Source organism: Ruegeria sp. B11 (assembly GCF_056539785.1).
Genome location: NZ_JBQFVO010000003.1, coordinates 522,150 through 540,621 on the forward strand (window position 1 = coordinate 522,150; position 18,472 = coordinate 540,621).

Sequence of the window (18,472 nt, forward strand, 5' to 3'; positions counted from 1 at the left end):
AGCGCCCGACCGTCCCCATGGGCGGGCGCTTCGCACCCACCCGCGGTCAGGCACTGCCCTCCGCACTGTCCGGAGATAACCTCTTGTCCGACATGATGACTACACAAGCCGGAGATGCAGGAGCTTTCCGCAGGTTTGATCTAAACCGCATACCTACCCCCTGCTTCGTGGTCGATGAAAAAGCTGTCGAACGAAATCTGAACATCCTTGCCGATATCGGCACCCGCTCCGGCGCTCAGGTTCTGAGCGCCCTCAAGGCGTTTTCGATGTTCTCGCTGGCCCCGCTTGTACGCCAATACCTTGGCGGCACCTGCGCTAGCGGCATCTACGAGGCCCGGCTGGGCCGCGAAGAATATGGCGGCGAGGTCGCAACCTTCTGCGCCGGATATAAAGACGCGGACATGGACGAAATCCTGTCGCTATCGGACCACATCATCTTCAACTCACCCGCGCAAAAGGACCGCTTTCTGGCAAAAGCCCAAGCCGCCGGCGTACAGGTCGGTCTGCGCATCAATCCGGAACATTCCGAAGGCGAAATCCCCAAATACGACCCTTGCGCGCCCTGCTCGCGTCTGGGCACGCCGGTCAACCAATTGACCGCCGAGACTATGAGTGGCGTGGACGGGCTGCACATGCACACGCTCTGCGAACAGGGGTTCGAGCCGTTGCAGCGGACTTGGGACGCGGTTGAGCCAAAACTCAAACCGTACCTTGGCCAACTCAAATGGCTGAACTTCGGCGGCGGGCATCATATCACCCGTGATGACTATGACCGCGACGGGCTGGTCGCCTTCATCAAATCCATCCGTGAGACACACGGTATCGACGTCTATCTGGAACCCGGTGAGGCTGTGGCCCTGGATGCGGGCATTCTGGTTGGCGAAATCCTCGACTTGCCGACCAACGGTATGACCCTTGCGATCACCGATATCTCGGCCACCTGCCATATGCCGGACGTCATCGAAGCCCCCTATCGCCCCGCCCTCATGAATGAGGCCGAGGCAGGCCATACCTATCGCCTGGGCGGCCCGTCCTGTCTGGCGGGCGACGTGATCGGTGACTACACATGGGACAAACCACTGGAAATCGGCCAGCGCTTTGCCTTCCTCGATCAGGCGCATTACTCGATGGTCAAAACCAACACCTTCAACGGAGTTCCGCTGCCGACTATAGCGCTGTGGAACAGCGAAACGGACGAACTGAAAATCATCAAACAGTTCGGCTATGACGACTTTAAAGGCCGCCTCTCATGAGTATTTTCCTCGACAGTGAACTGTCCGCATCCGAGCGCACTGAGGACGCGCGGTTCCGTGTGATCCCGGTGCCGCTGGAACGCACTGTATCTTACGGGGCGGGCACCGCCAAAGGCCCGGACGCAATTATCGAAGCCAGTAATGAACTGGAACGCATCACTGGCCACGCCGAGCCCTGCGTCGAGGGGATCTTGACCGAAGAACCCGTCGACTGCGATGCAGCGTTGTCAGAGATAATGGAACGCCTAGCCCAACGCACGGAAGCGGCCGTTCGCGCCGGCAAAATCCCGGTGACGCTAGGTGGAGAGCATTCACTTAGCTACGGCGCAGTGTTGGGTGTTGCCCGCGCTCTAAACCAACCGATTGGTATCGTGCAGATCGACGCCCATGCTGATCTGCGCAACGCCTATCAGGGCGAGAAACATTCTCACGCCTCAGTCATGCATCTTCTTGCCGAAGAAGGTATCCGTCTGGCGCAATTCGGCGTTCGCGCCTTTTCGACCGAAGAAGCCCAAAGCCGCCTGAAAAATCACGTGTTTCATGTAGACGCCGAAGAACTGGTTACCGGCAACATCCACTCGGTTGATCTGCCCAAGGATTTTCCCGAACTGGTGTACGTCAGTTTTGACGTTGATGGGCTGGACCCGGCAATCATGCCCGCCACTGGAACACCCGTCCCAGGCGGGCTGGGATATTATCAAGCCCTGCGCCTGGTGGAACACGCCCTGAAGGGCCGAAAATGTGTGGGTTTCGACGTCGTCGAACTGGCCCCGAACGGCAATGCCGCCTGGGATTTTACCGCCGCCCAGATCGTCTATCGCCTAATGGCTGCCTGTTAATTCTCCGCGGTTTCATTCAGTTCCATGTGCCCTTCGCCCTTGTTCAGAACGCGGCGTAGCATGGGTTCGAAGAACTCCAGCGGTTTGGTCGGATAGTCCGGGTCGAACGCCTTCTGATCGTATTCATGGCAAAAATAGCGGCAGTCCTCCCAATACGGGCTGTCGCGATATTTGTCGCGGGCATTCCGATCACCACCTAGATGATGATTGTAGTAGTAGCCCTGAAACACGCAGTGGTGCTTGAGAATCCAGTGTGTCTTCTCACTGACATAAGGCTTCATCATCGCGGCGGACAGTTCCCCGTGATTATAAGGCGACAAGATATCGCCGGTGTCATGGATCAGGGCAGCCACAACCAACTCTTCATCAGCGCCGTCCTCATACGCTCGTGTCGCGGCCTGTAGGCTGTGCTGATAGCGATTCACCGGATACGGCGTCCATTCTTCATCCAGTGAACGAATGGCGTCCAGTATGCGATCCGGCAAAGCAGCGTTGTAGCTCTCTTCATACTCCATGACCGCATCCCAGTCGGCCTTGGTCGCCTCTTCAAAACTGGTCCAGGTGGGTTTGTGGCTCTTGTCCAGCATCGCGCGAATCCTTTGGCTACGTTCGTCAAATCACTTTAAAGCGGCAGATATAGGCAAAAAAATGAATTGATTTTATCAATACGATCAAAAAATACTTTCAATATGCAAACCAAATCTCTGGAAACATTTTTAAGCGTAGCGGAAACCGGTGGGTTTCACTCAGCGGCCCGTAAGTTGAATGTAACCCAAACCGCAGTCAGCGCCCGGATCAGGGCCCTGGAAGACGCAACAGGCAAACCGCTGTTCTCGCGCGGGGCAGGCGGAACGGTATTGACCGAGTACGGTCGCCAATTCAAACCCTATGCTGAACAGATGCTGTCGCTGTGGTCGTTCGCAGCCAACGACCTGCCTGAACAGATTCAAAATCGGTTGGCACTGCGTCTGGGTGCCCAGTTGAGCGTGTGGGATCCGTTACTGGTGGACCTTGCTGTTCGCTTTGAACAACGGTTTGGACAATTGCTTTTAACCCTGAATTACGACCATGATTTGGATATGGTCGACGCCGTTGCGACCCACGTACTTGACGCCGCGCTGACCCATGAAAAACCTGCGGACCGGCGCGTGGTATTCCACGAACTTGCGCCCGAACGGCTGTCTTTGGTTCAAAGCAGGAAGGATGCGAACACCGACGCTGAACGGGTATTTGTCAACATAGAACTGGGCGAGACCTACCGGGATCATGTCCGTTCCACAGCGCGTCTCGCGACAGGTCAAACTATCTTTCTGGGTAATTGCTTGATGGCTTTACGCTATCTCCTACAGCGTGGCGGGTATGGGTATTTCCCGGACTATGTCATCACTCAGCATCTGAACTCAGGCGAGCTGTTGCGCGAGAAAGATGCGCGCGACTTAATGCTACCGCTGTATTTGGTGGTCCGTTCGGACAGTCAAGAAGTTGAAAACATCCTGCAGTGCCTGGAGGAACTTCGCCGCTGACTTCAGACCGGTGACGGCTTTGGTGCTCCGTTTCGAACCCTTTTTCGCATCAAGGGTCGCCCCGCGGCCAGTAAAAACAGAACCGACACAAGCACGCCCATAACGGCGGGAAGATACAGCAAGCCCCAAAGTCTGGGATCATTGATGACGAACGGGGATACGAATCCCCGAACCCCCTCAAGCAGGACCAGAATGGTAAAGGCACCCAGGATCTGAGGCCAAAGCCCAAAGCGCGAAAAGCTACCCAGCATCAGGGTCGAATATCCGACCAATGCGACCGCAATACATATCGCAATCCACGAGAACCTCTGGTGCAGCTCATCCACCAGATGGCCGATGCTGTGATCATCTTTCACTGAGACCGCTTCGCGATCCCAGATCAACTCGACCGTCGGGATGGCTTCAAGGCTGCGATGGCCCATACTCGAATTCTGGGTCAGTTCGGAAATGTCGTAAGAGGCGTCTTCGAACAACGTGGATGACAGCGTGTTACCAGCCTGATCATACCGCAGCGCAATCCCATCCAGCATAACCAGATGAATGCCCGAAGCCTGATTGACCAGATAGGCCGTAGCACTGGAATAACTGACAGGGTTAATCCCATCGCGACGGTCCGAGACGAAGACTTCGCGCAGCGTTCCGTCCAAATCGATATCGCCGATATAGACGGTTACACCTTCTGCTGGATGCAAGAATTCGCCCTCATTCAACAGCTGTGCGGTAACATCTCCGGCAACTTCATCCTGTCTTAATTCCAGTTGATCAACCGATGCAGGTCGCAAAAAGACGCTGATGACAGCCATCATCAGTCCCGCACTGAGCCCGAACACCAAGACCGCTCGCGCCAGTCGCCACGGGCTGGAGCCTGTTGCCAGCATCACCGTCATCTCGCTTTCGCGGCTCAAACGGTTGGTGGCGTAAACAGCGGCCGCAAACACCGCCATGGGCATGACCGTCCGGATCAGCGTCGGCAGGGTCAACGCCGTGAACTCCAGGAACACCATCGCCGATTGGCCGCCGCTGATGACCCGATCAAAAAGGCTGACCGAACGCGTGATCCAAAAAACCCCGACAAGCACAAGGGTGAAAAAGCCAAACAGCACCAGCAATTGCCGCAGGAAATACCCATCAAAACGCGACATGCGACCTCTTGTTTCTTGGCGATTGGCGTTGCGGCGGACTTTAGGCCATTCAACGCGCCGAGGAAACCTCGATTAAGCCTGATCAGCGGCGGGGATCACGATGCGATGATACCAAAGCCAGCGCAGAATGCGCGACGCCGTGTGTGTGGCCAAAACCTCTGACCAGCTCTTGATGATGTTCAAAGTGGTTGTCGGGGCGCCCAGCCGCTCTAACAACGGTCCCAGCATTGCGCCCTCCAGATTTGCAACTGGCCTTGGAAGATTCGGGTGCCCTATGACAAGGCCGGGTTCGATATGCGAAGTGGTTTGCACGCCGGAAGTGATGAGCTTGGCCTGAGGTGACAGGATCAGGGGCTGATCATCACGCAACGCCTCCGTGTTTGGATCGAACGCTGGAGACTTTACCCAATCCAACGGCTTTGCGCGCTCAGCCCAGAAGTGCGAAGGATCGACAGCATGCTGCCGTGCATAGAAATCGGCTGCGAGCGCTGCATGGGTCTGCACACGCTCGAATTGCCGATCCGCATAAAAAGACAAGGCCAGATCACAATGATCGGGGGTTGTCAGAAGCGTGTTCACCACGGCTGCGGCCTGCACCGCCTGCCCCATCGCCAATTGCACCCCCTGCGACGACAAAGCGTCGACCGCGAAACTGGCCTCTCCGACCCGCAGAAGGTCGCGCGTTGGTGGTGTTGTCTCGGCCTGGCTGGTCGCATCCGCCCGCCGCGCAGGCCCGATACGGCGCTGTTCCAGACAGGGCGCTAGTAGTGTCGAACGGGCCAGAAGATTCAGATAGAGATCGCGTCGATCTGCGGGTGGCAGCCCGATGCAGGCGTCGGGATCGACAAAAACCATTGCGTTGACCACTCCTCCCGGTAACAACGCGCCCCAATACCAATGTCCTTGTCCCGCCTCGACACGGGCTTGCGGGCTAAAGCCCGGCGGCACGTGCCAATAAGCATAAAGCGCCAACAAAGGTTGGGATGCAGGGCGAAACCTGCGGCCCAGCCCGGCTTGCCGTCCCGCTGCGTCCAGCAGGATTTGTGCCTGGATCCGAAAGGCGCCCGTGTCGGTCCGAACGGGAATCTCCCAACCAGACTGCTGGCGCACCGGGCGGTATGCGCGCGCAGGTTGGACGACCTGCGCCCCTGCCGCTTGTGCTGCACGTAACAGCACCGCATCGAACTGGCCCCGGTCAACCAAAAGTCCGGGGTGATCACCGTCGACGCCGCGACGTTCGAACGCTCCGGCCCAATGCAAAAGCGATCCGCTTGCACGCAGAAAACCGGCTTGGGAAACGGTTTCGTCGACCCCCAACAGGTTCAGGATCGGCCAGATTGATGGCGGCAATGACTCGCCGACATGCTGGCGCGGGAACGTTTGCCGCTCGATCAGGCAGACACGCCGACCTAGCTGAGCCAACCTCAGCGCAGCAGAACTACCTGCCGGGCCTCCTCCGATCACGCAGATTTCGGTCTCAATCTCCATCCGTTCAGGCAGAGGCCACCTGAGCGGATACGCCAAAATAATCCGGACGTGCTTCGGACAAGCGGACATAGGCTTGAAGGCAATAGTGCAACCAACCTCGAATGTAGTCGCAAGCGGGGCGTCCGCGATGGATGACTTCGTGATGACACCCGCCGCCGCATAGATACCGCGCCCAGCAGGTGCCGCACGGGGACTGCGTGTGCACGTGCCGATCCGCCAACCAGTTCTCGCGCCGTAGGTCTGGGCCATCATAGACGTTGCCCATGGCTCCGGCTTCGTCTTCAACAAAGCGATGGCAAGCGAACAGGCCGCCATCAGCGGACACGCCAAAATACCCGCCCCCTGCCCCGCAGGCATAGGGCCGATGGGTGCCTCGGTGGATCTCCTGCATCGCCGCTGCCATGTTCGAGAATGGGTAGCGCCGCCCTTCGATTACCGCCGCCTCGAAAACTTCGCCGCAACGGATCATCTGCGATAGCATCTCGTCCAAATCACTCCGGTTCAGTTCATGCTGACCGTTGGGCGAGGCCAGCATGGGCGAGAATCCAATCGAATGAAATCCCATTCCCACAAACCGATCCAGCGTCTCTGGCAGGTTCATATTCTTCGGCGTAACCGTTACCCGGGCACCAACCTGCATACGGTGTTGAGCTGCCAGCAAAGGCTCGACCCGCTTCAGGATCGTATCAAAACTACCCCGACCGCCACGATTCGGGCGCAGCTTGTCATGGACCTCGCCCACGCCATCCAGACTGATGGTGACAGCAAATCCATGCGCTTCGAAAAACGCCGCATCCTCGGGGCGTAGCAGGGTCCCGTTGGTTGTGATCGAGAACCCGACGCTCAACCCGTTGGCCTGCGCCTGATCGACGGCATATTCCGTAGTGCGTTGCACCAGATCGCGGTTGATCAGAGGTTCTCCACCCAAATAGGCAAGGTTGATCCGCACACCGGGTTCGGCTTCGGCCACCAGCCGATCAACCGAAGCCTTGGCGACTTCCCATTCCATATTCCGCGCGGGTCCGCCAAATTCTCCCCCTGCAGCATAGCAATAAGTGCAAGCCAGATTGCATTTCTGCGCCACTGCCAGTGACAGCGACCTCACGGGCATACTCTGAGGCGGCGTGTCATCGATGAAAGGTGTTCCATCCAATCCCATGGACCTGAGGAAAGCGCTCTGACTTCTCTTGTCCATCGTTGCGAATTGGTCCGCCGTCCCCTCAGGCACATCAAACACGCGCGATCCATCAACGGCCAGCATGTGATCTCCATGCCCTGTGTCAAAGAAATGCACCTGCGCGGCGGGTGGGATCACGCCTTACCCTCCGTCCAGAACGGGATGCCAATCCCCTTGGCGGCCAGCGCTTCGCCCTCGACGCGGAACAGCTTCATGTCATCGCGCACCTGCTGGATGTAGGCCTGGGAGTCTTCAAATTTGCCATCCGCTTCAAGCGCATAGGCGTTGGCTAACCCATCCTTGACCTTAGCGTAGAGTTCCAGCGCCGTCCTGGCCTCCTCCTCAGTGCCAACCTCAATCTGACGCAAATAGGCAGGCGTGCCTTCTCCCGTATCGTATTTGGCCAAAACGTCCTTCATTTGACTGAAGCGCAGGAAGTGCTCGTCCCCGTCGGTGTCGATCCGTACCGCCAGCGCATAAAGGCGGCGTTCCGGGAACAAATCCTCCTGCTCCAAAGTCGCCACACATTGTGCATAAGCGCGGTCAATAAAGCCTCCGGGGCGCTCGATCTCGATGAAATCCGCAAGCGCTTCGGCCGTTAGTGGCCTCAGTGCGCGCGGCTGCGTCTTACCCTTGCCCGCCGGCAAAGTTTCGGACGGGGTCAAGATGGGTTCATACCCCTCAGGCTCAAGCTCCCAAAGCAACTGGTTCGCCCAGCGCATATGGGTCATCTCGCCAATCGCGACCTCCAGCACCGAACGCCGGGCAAATATCAGATCGTCTTTCAGCGTCGGCCATTTTCGGGTATCCGCCGTTTCGGGATCCGCCAACGAAAAATAGGCATAGAGATATTGCAGGCTCAGCGTCATCTCCATCGCGGCCAGACGCGTCTTGAGGTCCTCGATCATCGCCTGCGGCGTGTCATAGGGCTCCACGCCTGGCATTTCGGGATCAACTTCATAAACCTCGCCCGTTTCGCGGCCTTCAACGACGATAGGCAATTCGCTCCACATCTGATTTACCTGATAATGGTCAATCTGGTAGGGGCGGTTTTGTTCGACCGTATTCAGCGCCGCGACGTTACCGGACGGAGACTTGTCCGAGCGCAGCCAATCCAGATAGGTCTCTGCCTCGATCGGGTTCGTTGACTGACCCGAGGGTAACTGATCGTCATGCGCCACCTCAGCCATCACTACGTCGGGGTGGTTCGAAGGCCAGTAGTGGCAGCCGCAGTCACGGAAGTCATGGGACCACGGATTGCACAGGCTTTGCGTCAATTCTCCGGGATCATAGGCTTCGCTGAAGACCCCGGCCTCGGTCCGGTACTGGCGGCGGAATCCGTGCAGGACGACCTGCTCGGTATCCACGATGCCCTCATGATTGCGCCGTTCCAGAGCAATGCTGACCGGTTTGTCATCACCATGTTCCAGACTGCGGATGAACCGCCAAATCATCAGCCCGTCATAGGGTGTGCCGTCTTCCTCCTTGAAAGTGATGCGCTTACCGCTCTGCTCGACCCATGACAGGAACCAGCGACCTTGGCTGAGCTTTGCGCCGATGTCACCGCTGTAGGCCTCCAACAGCGTCTGCACCCACTCCTCGGGGCTGTTGTCAGGCAGCATCGGATCATAGAAATAGTCCACAAAAACCAGATGGAAGCCCTGTGAATTCTTCGGCGCCTCGGGCACGGGGTTCAGCGGCACCCGCGCGGCGTTGAACACCAGACCGGGGAAAAAGCGGCGGTCCAGGTTGCGCACATCCATTTCCAGACCGGGAAAGCAATTCCCCACCGATCCGTCCAGTCGCGTGTTGTCGGGGTTGCCCGGTACCTTATAGGCCGCGCGGGCGGTCAGGTTGCGGGGTTTAACGCGGATTTGGCCGGGCTGATCAGACATTCTGAGCCTCCGTTTCCTGTGCAACCAGATAGTCGATGAACGAGATCACCAGATGGTACTGCCTGCGCGACAGCGACAGCGGGTAATAGTTGGAATCGCGCATATAGGGCGGCATCCGCGCGTCGTGCATCGAGTCGCGGATAATCCGAGGATCGCGAAAATCCGGGTTCGGATTTTGATCAGGGTTCGGGTCGGTTTCAAGCTCGGTCAGGATACCATATGGTGGACGCAGCAGTGTTTTAACGAAATCCGGGCGACGGCGTAGGAAATCCAGCAGGTTGGCCTCGTCAATCAACTGCTCATGCACGAACTTCGTCGCCACTGTATAGGGCAGCCGATCATTCGGCACGGAGTTCGAAAAGACCGAGATCGGTTGCGGGCGGATCAGTTCGTCGATCTTGTCCGGCGGCCTTGCATCCTCCTCCGTCATGGATTTCGCATCGGTTGACGGCAGGCCCGGCGTCGGGGAAATCCCGGTTTTCGCCTGTAATTTGGCATTGTCCTTCAAACCTTGCGCGCGGATATCGTCGAGGTTGATCAGGCTGTTGGTCTCGAAGGCGCGGCGGAAGATATCGACCACCTCGTCTTTGGCCTGGATGTAGTTTTCTTCAGTTACCGAGATTAGCGACAGATCACGATCGGCCAGATCATCCTCAAGGCTGTAGAACGGCCGCGCATCAGGTGCAAAATCGGGTGGTCCGGTCATGATCGTGGCGCGCGCGGTCAGGCGTTCGCCACGTACTGCCAGCGTCGCCTCGATCACGCCATCGCTGGTGTCATCGGCCACTCCCCAGGATTGGTCATTGCCCACACGGGCACCGTCGTAACTATCGTGCGGCTCAGGGTCGTCCGAGGTGCCGGACATCATGATCCATTTCGACCAAGGGGTGTCGGGGTTCAGGATGCGGTTCTGTTCGGGCACGATTTCGTGGATGCGACCATATTCCGATTTCGGCGGGTCGTTCTGATAGCCCGGTACGGCCAGCGTCGCCGGACCGTATGCAGCATCAGGCGGGCCATAAACCTCACCTTTCGGAGGCATAAAGCGCAGGCGCAGGATGCTGCGGTCGATGAACTCCCCTTCGACCGGTTCATCATGACCCTGCACAGGATGCATCACACGGATTGAGCCTAGCGGGATCGGGTTATGCTCATAGACCATCGGCTGTTGTTCGGACGTATACGGGCTGAAGGCCAGCAGGGGTTTCGGGGTGAAATCCTGTCCCGCAATCTCGACCCGTGCACGAAACCCGCAAGCCGCGTCGCCAGTCCGGCGCTCGGCCTTGGTGTTCCCGACGGTGACCGAATAGCGCACGTTTTGCAGCGACAGGCCCTGATCGTCGAGCAGATCGAGCGTCACCGGTGTCTCATATTCCTCGCCCGTCTCGGCATCATGCATCCGCGCCCACAGCTCAAAGAACGGGGCAACCGGACGCAGCGCGCCGCCTTCGTCGCGAAAGCGGATCGTGTCGGGATCGGGAAGATAGGCGGTGACACTGCCATCTTCGATCTCGCGCAGGGTTATGTTCGAGCGGATGACCGTTTTGTTGTTGCCATGGGCATCCATGTCCTGCTGCCACTCATAGCTTTCCAGCGGTGTCTCGCCCGGTCCCAGGCGAGCAACCGCCATGGGTGGCAGAAAGAAAATCTCTTGGATCGTGTCCATACTGGGCCCTCCCCCGTTTGGCCTTGGCAGCCCCCGCTTTCAGGGGTTCGAATAGCTCTCGTATGTGATCGTTGGGTCGTCGAAGATCGACTTGGACGTATCTCGGATGATGTCTGGCGGAGCGTCATCCGGCACCGGCGAAATGCTCTGCTGATAATGGAAGAAATTATGCGGGTCGAATTTCTGCTTCACGAACAGCAAAGAGTTGAAATACTCGCCCCAGTATTGCCAGCGATAGTTCTTCTGGGTCCGCCGTGGATAGTTCTGATAGACGCGGTCAATGAAATAGCCCTCTTCGGTCATCAGCTCCATGAATCCGTCGAGCCACGGCACAACGATCTCTTTTTCTTCTTCCGACACCCAGAACACATCGACGTAGAAGTTCAGCGACACATCACGGTGAATGAAGGCATTGCCTTGTTTGCCCAACGGCATCCGATTGATCGCCCCCCCATAGGGTTCGATGGCCACAGCGCCATAAGCGTTGGGCGTGCTGTCGAGGTAGTCTACGACGCGCTGCCATTCGGCTTCGTTGAGCTGGCGTTCAATATATCCGGCCTGCTTATCTTCACGCGCCTGATCGGGGACGACGGGGATGTCATATTTGTCGTCATACAGCCATGAGTTGATTTCTTGATAGGTGCCATAGTTCTGGTCGTCCTCACCCATCTCGCCGCCGATTTCATCGCTCAGCAGGGGCTGAACAAACGCGTTCCCCTCTTCGGACGTGCCATCATAGAGCGCCGACACCAGCAGTACCTTTCGATCTCCCTGATAGGCCAGAAAGATATAAGCCCCGAAACGGTCATCTTCGCAGGTGCGCATGTAGTTGGCCTGCAGGTACTCCAGTGCCTTGGCGGCTTTGTCCAACGGCCATGTGATGTGGCAACCCCAGACTTCATACAGCTGGTGCAGCTGGTAGCGGATTTCCAGCAACACACCAAAGTTGTTGCCGGTCCCACCTCGTATGGCCCAGAAGAGGTCGGAGTTCGTGTCTTTGTCCGCGATCACGATACTGCCGTCCCACAGCATCACGGTGACACCCAGAACGCTGTCGCAAGCCATCCCAAGCCGGCGTGAGGTAAAGCCATAGCCGCCGCCCATCATGAAACCCGCCACGCAGACATCCTGACAGGCCCCGCCCGGCACGTGCAGGTGATAAGAGTTCAACTCCGAATTCAGCATCTTGAACGGTGTGCCCGGACCGACATAGGCCATCGGCACCTTTGGATCGACGGTCACGTAACGCATTCGGCTGGTATCCAGCACCATCTGGTTATTGACCGAATACCCCGCCGTGCTGTGACGCCCTGACCGCGCAACAACCCACAGATCATGCTCGCGCGCGAAAGCAAGGCTGGCGCGTACATCCTGAATGGTCTCGCAATAGACGATGATCTCTGGGTAGTCCTGGAAAGCCGGATTCCAAACCTGCCGGTCATTGTTGTAATCCGCGTCGGTTGGCAAAGTGACCGTTCCGATCAGTTTCTTCTCAAATTCACGTATCTCATCGGGCGTGATCGAATGGTACTGCTGCAGCGCCAGATCGGTACGGCTTTGCGCCAATACATCCTTGGCCAGAAGTGTTTTGCTGATCTTACGCATTAGGTCTCCTCATACCACAAGAGCGGGGCGCCGGACTGGTGACCCAGCGCTTAAAAGTCGAAATTCAGGTATCATACCAACTCTGCCCGCGCCCAAGCTGGCAGTAAGTTGGCCTTCGGGTCAAGTAATCGTTTCCATCAACGCTCGTGCGTCTTTGAGGTCCGGCAGTTGGGCATCTTGATGGAAATGCGACATGACCGAATTCAACGCCTCACCAACCGGTTCGCCTCGGTGTTGCCGCCACTCCGCCAACGCGACCGCCGCACGAAGCTCGTAAAGCCGCGCGCCTTGCCTTTGCGCTGTTTCGATAGCACGCAACAGCAGTGGTTCAGGATCGCCCCCGGTCTTGGCTACAAGGGCGGCCTCAATACGCAGTTGATCGGCCTCGGCCCATTTCTCTTCGGTTTTGCTCAGAACATCTCTGGCGTGCGTCAGAGTCTGATGCGCAGCGTCGTGATGGCCGGCGTTTGTCTGAATCTCGGCAATCAGCGAAGGGAAGAAAGTCTTGTAATTTCCGGCCCCAACCGACCACCAGTCTTCCGACGCCTGACGCAGGTCTTCGATATGTTCGACTTCAGAGGTCGTGGTCGCCTTTGCCCAGCTTTCCCATAACCGCGCAATGGTCGCCATAAAGGGTAGCGAATGCTCCTCGGCGACTTCGGACAGCGCCTTAACATCCCTTTGCAATGCAGGGATGTCGCGCGCCAGCAGGTGAACCTTGCACATGTAAACCAAGATCTGCGCCACACTATGCGCGTGCTTGAGGTTCTTGGACCATTCCAGCGCTGTATTCTGCACCTGCAGGGCATCTTGATGCCGACCCATCAGGCAATAACATGTGCCCAGAAATGCTGATGTAATCGCGGCATGATCCGTTCCATAGACATAGGCTAGCTGGCTGTGCTGATCAAAATCATAAAGCGCCCAAGCTTGCTCAAGATGGCGCTTTGCATCTGACAGGTTGCCCAGATGCAATTGCACCGCCCCCATGGCGCGATGACCGACCATACGGTGTTCGGTCTTGCCGCTTGTCGCCGCCAGATCGAGGATCTGCGCAGCCACGCCTTTCGCCAATCGATATTCGGCACGCACAAGATGGAATGCATATAGCCCGTTGAGCACAGGAAACAGCCGCTCGGTCTCGTCGGCTCGGTGACATAGTTCGCGCAGACGCCCATAGGCCTCACCCGTCGCATCCCCTGAAATACCGCTTGTTGAGCGCAGGACACCGGCACGCAGAATCTGGATGTCGATCTCTTGCAAATCCCGTGCACGGCTCTTTGGCAGATCGGCAAGCTGATCCAGAGCTTTCGACAGATGGGTCAACGCCTCAGCCTGGGCCGAGCGTTCGATCGCTCGACGCCCCGCGCTTTGCCAGTGCATCACGGCCTCATCCGCGCGTTGGGCCAACGTGTAATGCTGTGCCAGAACCTCGGGCTGAGTCTGGGCCAGTTGCGGCTGGTTCTCTAGCAACGCACCCGCCGCGCGGTCATGCAGCGACTGCCGTTCCGTGCGCAGCAGGCTGTCATAAGCCATGTCGCGAATCAATGCGTGGCGGAAGATGAACTCATCCTCTGCCGTATCCGGGGCTTGAAGAATGATCCCGGCCGATGAGAGCTGTTCCAGTCCGGCCTGCAGAACCGTCGGAGACAGAAACGAAACAGAGGCCAGCAACGCGATCGAGAACTGCCGCCCGAACACGGCGCCGGTTTGCGCCACTTCTTTGGCCTTGCCCAAACGGTCCAAACGCTCCATCAGCGAATCCTGCAACGTGCTGGGAACTGAAAGCGATGGCAGGGGGCCGCGTACAACATACCCCTTGTCGCTCAAGCGCAATTGCCCCGATTCCAAAAGACCGCGGGTCACTTCCTGAACATAAAGCGGAATGCCATCCGTCTTGGCCGCAATAAGGTCGCAAACCTCGGGTGGTACTGGGTGCCCCCCCGCCACCTCAGCTACGATCTCAGCCACATCCCGATTGGTCAAACGCTTGAGAGGTATACGCAGGGTATTGTTGTGGTGACCCCAACCCGGATCGAAACCGGTACGTGCTGTTACGACGATCAGCACCGGTAAGTCCCGAATATGTTCGATCACCCGATCTGTAAGAGATAAGGTGGTCGGATCAACCCAATGCGCATCTTCGAACAACAGCAACACCGGTCGTTCTCGCGCTAACGTCGCAAGCTGTTCTGTCACTGCCTCCAACGTCTTCTCAAGCTTCACTTGCGGCGGCAGGTCAAGAGGCCCCAGCGTAGCATCAGCATCAACGCTCAACAAATCGGCGATCAGGCGCACATGCTCAGGCGGGTGATGGCGCAAGAGGTACGAGAGTTTTCCCAGTTTATCCTCATCGTTGTCTGTCGGCGCAAATCCTGCTGCGCGTTCCAGATGCTGAATGATCGGATAAAGTGCCGAGTTGGCATGAAAGGGCGAACACTGGAAGTTCAGGCGAAGCGCGCCTTGATCCAGCACTTCTTGGCTAAGCCCCTCAATCAGGCGTGATTTGCCGATCCCCGCCTCGCCAGTGACAAGAACCGATTGTCCAGCGCCCTGACTTGCCTCATTCCATTTGTCGGTCAGCTTGCGGAACTCTGCCTGGCGCCCAATGAGCCGACCAGAACCGGCATCAGGCATTATGTCAAATCTGCGCTCGATCCGCGCCTGCCCTGTGACGCTCCAGGCTTGTATCGGTTCCGAAAACCCTTTCAGTGCGAAAGACCCGCGATCCTGCAGTTCAAATGCATTGCCCACCAATCTGCGAGTGGATGGGCTGATGATCAGTGTATTGGGCTCGGCCAAACTCTGCAAACGTGCTGCCAGATTGGGTGTCCGCCCCATGACCACGTCATGCTCCTTCAACCCTTCGCCATGGATCTCGCCCACAACGACAAGACCGGTCGAAACACCGACCCGCGCAGTCAGACGTTCCTGGCCTTCCATGCGATTCAATCCTTCAAGAATATCCAGACCCGCATGAACGGCGCGCGAGGCCGCATCTTCCACCGCGTGAGGATACCCGAAATAGATCATCGCCCCGTCACCCATGAAATCGGCGATATGTCCACCAAAGCGAGCAACCGAAGTCGAGCAAATTTCCTTGAACCGCCGAAGCAGCTCCCCCAAGTCTTCGGGATCAAGCCGCTCGGACATGGCAGTCGAGCCAACCAGATCAACAAACATAACTGTCAGTTGCCTCCGCTCGGCGACAATCTTCCCACTGCCTTGCACCGGTGTCGGATTGGCATCCCGCGCCTGCCCCAATGCGGCCATCAATCGGCGCCTTGGTCCAAGTGGCAGCCCAAGGTCGATCAAATCATGTTCGGAGAGGTGTGCGAGATCGGCCAATGTAACTTCGTTCGACGCGAATACCGGCGCATACTTCGACAGCCCGTGTTCTTCAAGGAATGCGTCGATCTCTGTCATTATCCCCGTTGTCCCCGATCGTCTCCGGGTTCCCCTACCCGGTCAGGCTTGCATATTGTGACACAAAAGCCGAACGACTTTAGCACATTAGCTGGACAGTCCTGATGGCTTTTCCTTCAGCCTTGATCAAGCTTTTTCTTTATTGCCGCACACGTCAAGTGAATTGCGCCACACGTAAGCACCAAGCCCACGCCTCTGTTGCAGGAATTTCGCTTGTCGGGTGGGAAATGGCAGGGGCAGCAGGGTTCGAACCCGCGACCTACGGTTTTGGAGTTCGTGGGTCTTTAATATCCTGAGTTATCTACACATATCTAACCATATGTAATTGCTGGGATTGGGTAACCCTGTATATTTACAGATATCGCTGTCTAACACACAAAACGCACAAAAAACGCACAAAAAATGAAACTCCGACTGAACGAGCGCAAAGCAGAAAACCTCAAGCCCAAGGACAAGGGTTATGAGGTGCGAGACGAGATTGTGCGCGGACTGGTTCTGCGAGTTGGAAAACGCGGGCAAAAGGTGTGGGAGGTGGTAATTCCTCGCGGCAAGCGACGCCAACGCGAAAGGTTGGGCACGTTCCCAACTGTCAGTGTTAAAGAGGCCCGCAAATTGGCCGAGGAAGCCAAGGAGCAAGCCCACACAATGCGCACTGACAATAGTGCCAAAACAGTCTCCGACCTGTTCGATGCTTACAAAGCCGCGCGCGAGGGTGAGTTACGGACATGGCACGACATTCAATCCGTATGGGACATCTGGGCCAAGGATCGCATCGGCCACATTCGAGCGACTGACCTTTCATTTTATCACGGCCAGGACCTGAGAACTTACGTCAGCAAGAAGTCGTCCCCGATCCGAGCGGGTGCCGTTGTCAGCTACCTACGCCCGTTTCTGGCGTGGTGTGCCGAAGAACAGATGATTAAGACTAACCCTTGGGAGAAGTTGAAGGTTGGCGCGAAGGCGGGAAACCGGGACAGGGTTTTGTCCGTTGATGAATGGGCTGCGCTTTATGCTACGGCTTGCGAGATGCCATATCCATTCGGTCCCTTCACTCAGGCATTGATGTTAAGCGCTCAACGGATCAGCAACGTTGCTCAGATGCGCTATGACGAGATACAGGGCGACGTTTGGACCATTCCAAGGGACAAGGTAAAGTCGACGCGCACTGCCAACGCGACGGCCCATGAGGTTCCTTTGTCAAAATCTCTCGCAGCGCTGATTGCCGGTGTAAAACGGCGTGGTGAGTATGTGTTCACCACAACCGGAAAAAAGCCAATCTGGCCCGGATCGAAGCTGAAGACAAAGCTTCAGAAATCCTCTGGTACTTCTGATTGGCGATTTCACGATATCAGGCGAACAGCGGCCACGCTTATGACCACTGGCAACGACGTCGGAAAAGCTAACCGTTTCATTGTTGAACGCGTATTGGGTCACTCAGACAGCAGTGTCACGGCAATCTATGACCGGGCGACGTATCGTGATGAAAAACGCGAGGCATTGGAGGTACTTGCTGCGACTGTCTCAGCTTTGATTAGCGGTACAAAACCAGAGCGCACGATAGTGAGTATCTCGAAATGATGATTAGGTCTGACCTTGGCACACCAGCCGCAATTTTTGAGGTCTGCGCGCATCATCTGGGCCGCAAATTTGTTGAGGTCAATAACGATTTGCTTGTTCCGAGTTGGTTTCTAGACTTGGACTTTGTTCACGCGGTCGAGAAAGACGGGCAGTTGAAAGCAGTCAAGGAAATTCAGGACAACCTAGCAAAAGCGCTTAGGGCACTGTATTCACTTCACCCTGATTTAAGGCGGGCAATTGAGTGGCAAGTGTCTGACAATCTTGCCAATGACGAACCAATGACACGATTGCAGACGGTTACGCTGTTGCCCAAAGATGGCACCGACGAAAAAGCAACCCTCGCTATGAGGCCATTTAAGTCGCATGACAACTTAGAAATCTTCATACGCACTGCGTTGTCTTCATACATTGGTGTTTCAGCGGATACACCCAACCTTGAAACGCATCGCGGAACGCAGGGGAAGTCGGCTAAATCAGTCGCAAAAAATGTCCTGTCAGACCTAAACATGAAAGACCTCACTTATCGCCAGCGAAACGGGGAAACATGGCAGAAGGCACTGACAGTCAAACGTTGCCGCGGTTTCTGGATAGCGGCCAAAGAGAAGCCCGCGCCGAAGACCTTTTCCGGTCAGTTTGGGACCTTCCTGACAGACATCATTCAAGCGCTGGGGAAGCATAATAATTGGACCAGCGAAGAGGCCGTAATGAGGGCGTGGGCCGGATGCGCCACGGAATTCGAATGGTTCCTCTGATCCTCAAAAGTTGACACCTAGACGGTAGTTTTCGGACTTAGCTGTAAATGTAATACCCGACAATATCTTCAAATTGCTCTGTATTCACGCCGCGCCTTGGCAAACGCCAAACAGCGGCCACAGCCTCA

The 18,472-nt window shown here is 56.8% G+C and carries 13 protein-coding genes; 5 read left to right on the forward strand and 8 right to left on the reverse strand.

Annotation, left to right across the window (positions count from 1 at the left end; translation table 11 throughout):
- The first annotated feature begins 83 nt into the window (after positions 1–83).
- Positions 84–1,253: a carboxynorspermidine decarboxylase gene (gene nspC, locus ACR0I1_RS14260; RefSeq protein ID WP_480706990.1), complete on the forward strand. Its 1,170-nt coding sequence runs from the start codon at positions 84–86 to the stop codon at positions 1,251–1,253.
- Positions 1,250–2,092: an agmatinase gene (gene speB, locus ACR0I1_RS14265; protein WP_480706954.1), complete on the forward strand. Its 843-nt coding sequence runs from the start codon at positions 1,250–1,252 to the stop codon at positions 2,090–2,092. Before nspC ends, speB begins: the two co-directional genes overlap by 4 nt.
- On the opposite strand, the gene ACR0I1_RS14270 is transcribed toward speB, so the two are convergent.
- Entirely contained in the window at positions 2,089–2,679 is a 591-nt protein-coding gene (locus tag ACR0I1_RS14270; protein ID WP_170594308.1) for an HD domain-containing protein, read from the reverse strand. The two genes, speB and ACR0I1_RS14270, sit on opposite strands and share 4 nt — an antisense overlap.
- 102 nt (positions 2,680–2,781) lie before the next feature.
- Here ACR0I1_RS14270 and ACR0I1_RS14275 point away from each other — a divergent pair, with 102 nt between their 5' ends.
- Complete coding sequence (locus ACR0I1_RS14275) at positions 2,782–3,615, forward strand: LysR family transcriptional regulator (protein ID WP_170402209.1); 834 nt, start codon at positions 2,782–2,784, stop codon at positions 3,613–3,615.
- Positions 3,616–3,617: 2 nt separating this feature from the next.
- On the opposite strand, the gene lptF is transcribed toward ACR0I1_RS14275, so the two are convergent.
- From lptF to ACR0I1_RS14310, 7 genes are all read right to left on the reverse strand, one after another.
- Positions 3,618–4,757, reverse strand: coding sequence for an LPS export ABC transporter permease LptF (lptF, locus tag ACR0I1_RS14280; RefSeq protein ID WP_170402212.1), 1,140 nt, complete (start codon positions 4,755–4,757; stop codon positions 3,618–3,620).
- A 72-nt stretch (positions 4,758–4,829) separates the two neighbouring features.
- On the reverse strand, positions 4,830–6,245 hold the full coding sequence (gene qhpG, locus ACR0I1_RS14285; RefSeq protein ID WP_480706955.1) for a flavin-dependent monooxygenase QhpG: 1,416 nt from the start codon (positions 6,243–6,245) through the stop codon (positions 4,830–4,832).
- 4 nt (positions 6,246–6,249) lie between these two features.
- Entirely contained in the window at positions 6,250–7,560 is a 1,311-nt protein-coding gene (locus ACR0I1_RS14290; RefSeq protein ID WP_480706956.1) for a radical SAM protein, read from the reverse strand.
- Positions 7,557–9,317, reverse strand: coding sequence for a ferritin-like domain-containing protein (locus ACR0I1_RS14295; RefSeq protein ID WP_480706957.1), 1,761 nt, complete (start codon positions 9,315–9,317; stop codon positions 7,557–7,559). Before ACR0I1_RS14295 ends, ACR0I1_RS14290 begins: the two co-directional genes overlap by 4 nt.
- Entirely contained in the window at positions 9,310–10,983 is a 1,674-nt protein-coding gene (locus tag ACR0I1_RS14300) for a hypothetical protein (protein WP_480706958.1), read from the reverse strand. The genes ACR0I1_RS14295 and ACR0I1_RS14300 overlap by 8 nt, the downstream gene beginning before the upstream one ends.
- A gap of 39 nt (positions 10,984–11,022) precedes the next feature.
- Positions 11,023–12,588 carry an FAD-binding oxidoreductase gene (locus ACR0I1_RS14305; protein ID WP_170512877.1) on the reverse strand — a complete coding sequence of 522 codons (1,566 nt, stop codon included), beginning with the start codon at positions 12,586–12,588 and terminating at the stop codon, positions 11,023–11,025.
- Between the two features lie 120 nt (positions 12,589–12,708).
- Complete coding sequence (locus ACR0I1_RS14310) at positions 12,709–16,014, reverse strand: adenylate/guanylate cyclase domain-containing protein (protein WP_480706959.1); 3,306 nt, start codon at positions 16,012–16,014, stop codon at positions 12,709–12,711.
- 402 nt (positions 16,015–16,416) lie between these two features.
- Here ACR0I1_RS14310 and ACR0I1_RS14315 point away from each other — a divergent pair, with 402 nt between their 5' ends.
- Together ACR0I1_RS14315 and ACR0I1_RS14320 are read left to right on the forward strand one after the other, a co-directional pair.
- Complete coding sequence (locus ACR0I1_RS14315; protein WP_480706960.1) at positions 16,417–17,592, forward strand: tyrosine-type recombinase/integrase; 1,176 nt, start codon at positions 16,417–16,419, stop codon at positions 17,590–17,592.
- Positions 17,589–18,344 (forward strand): hypothetical protein, encoded by a 756-nt coding sequence (locus ACR0I1_RS14320; protein ID WP_480706961.1) that lies wholly within the window; start codon positions 17,589–17,591, stop codon positions 18,342–18,344. Before ACR0I1_RS14315 ends, ACR0I1_RS14320 begins: the two co-directional genes overlap by 4 nt.
- The last annotated feature ends 128 nt before the right edge of the window (positions 18,345–18,472 follow it).

Bases quoted from the DNA above. Each gene is read 5' to 3' on its own strand.
- ACR0I1_RS14300 (WP_480706958.1), bottom strand. From the start codon at position 10,983: ATGGACACGATCCAAGAGATTTTCTTTCTGCCACCCATGGCGGTTGCT.
- speB (WP_480706954.1), top strand. From the start codon at position 1,250: ATGAGTATTTTCCTCGACAGTGAACTGTCCGCATCCGAGCGCACTGAG.
- ACR0I1_RS14275 (WP_170402209.1), top strand. From the start codon at position 2,782: ATGCAAACCAAATCTCTGGAAACATTTTTAAGCGTAGCGGAAACCGGT.
- ACR0I1_RS14295 (WP_480706957.1), bottom strand. From the start codon at position 9,317: ATGTCTGATCAGCCCGGCCAAATCCGCGTTAAACCCCGCAACCTGACC.
- ACR0I1_RS14310 (WP_480706959.1), bottom strand. From the start codon at position 16,014: ATGACAGAGATCGACGCATTCCTTGAAGAACACGGGCTGTCGAAGTAT.
- qhpG (WP_480706955.1), bottom strand. From the start codon at position 6,245: ATGGAGATTGAGACCGAAATCTGCGTGATCGGAGGAGGCCCGGCAGGT.
- ACR0I1_RS14305 (WP_170512877.1), bottom strand. From the start codon at position 12,588: ATGCGTAAGATCAGCAAAACACTTCTGGCCAAGGATGTATTGGCGCAA.
- ACR0I1_RS14315 (WP_480706960.1), top strand. From the start codon at position 16,417: ATGAAACTCCGACTGAACGAGCGCAAAGCAGAAAACCTCAAGCCCAAG.
- lptF (WP_170402212.1), bottom strand. From the start codon at position 4,757: ATGTCGCGTTTTGATGGGTATTTCCTGCGGCAATTGCTGGTGCTGTTT.
- ACR0I1_RS14270 (WP_170594308.1), bottom strand. From the start codon at position 2,679: ATGCTGGACAAGAGCCACAAACCCACCTGGACCAGTTTTGAAGAGGCG.
- ACR0I1_RS14320 (WP_480706961.1), top strand. From the start codon at position 17,589: ATGATGATTAGGTCTGACCTTGGCACACCAGCCGCAATTTTTGAGGTC.